Origin of the sequence: Segeticoccus rhizosphaerae (genome assembly GCF_009192725.1) — a bacterium.
In the GTDB taxonomy this organism is placed as follows: domain Bacteria; phylum Actinomycetota; class Actinomycetes; order Actinomycetales; family Dermatophilaceae; genus Segeticoccus; species Segeticoccus rhizosphaerae.
The window spans coordinates 1-591 of the sequence record NZ_VOHR01000711.1; the positions used below are offsets into that span (position 1 = coordinate 1).

The 591-nt window shown below is 75.8% G+C and carries 1 protein-coding gene; it reads left to right on the forward strand.

What is annotated here, in order from left to right; translation table 11 throughout:
• The coding region (locus FRW57_RS22620) for a glutamate ligase domain-containing protein (RefSeq protein ID WP_275263268.1) at window positions 1-583 on the forward strand (583 nt) is incomplete at its 5' end.
• Between the last annotated feature and the right edge of the window lie 8 nt (window positions 584-591).

Below are 591 nucleotides of genomic sequence, written 5' to 3' on the forward strand. Positions count from 1 at the left end.
CACGACGGGGCTGGGCGCCGACCCCGACCTCGTGCTGCAGGGCCTGGCCGCGTTCCCCGGCACGAGCCGTCGCTTCGAACCGCGCGGTGAGGCGGCGGGAGTGCGCGTCGTCGACGACTACGCGCACAACCCCGGCAAGGTGGCCGCGGCCGTCCGGACCGGGCGCGGTCTGACCGGCCCAGGGCGACTGGTCGTGGTCTTCCAACCGCATCTCTACTCCCGCACCCGCGACTTCGCCGCGGAACTGGCCGCGGCGCTCTCCCCCGCGGACGTGGTGGTGGTCCTCGACGTCTACCGGGCGAGGGAGGACCCGGTGCCCGGAGTCACGGGGGCGCTGGTTGCCGACCGGGTCACCGGAGCAGAGGTGCACTATCTCCCCGACCGGGCGGAAGTCGCGGCCGCGGTGCACGGGCTGGTGCGCCCGGGCGACCTGGTCCTGACCGTGGGTGCCGGTGACGTCACCGCGGTCGGTCCGCAGTTGCTGCGCCTCCTGTCCGCCGATGGGGTCCTCGCAGACCCCGCCGCACCGCCGGCCGCACCCGAGGGGCCGGCCCCGTCGGCCGGGTCGTCGTCGTGCGCCTGAGTCGTGGC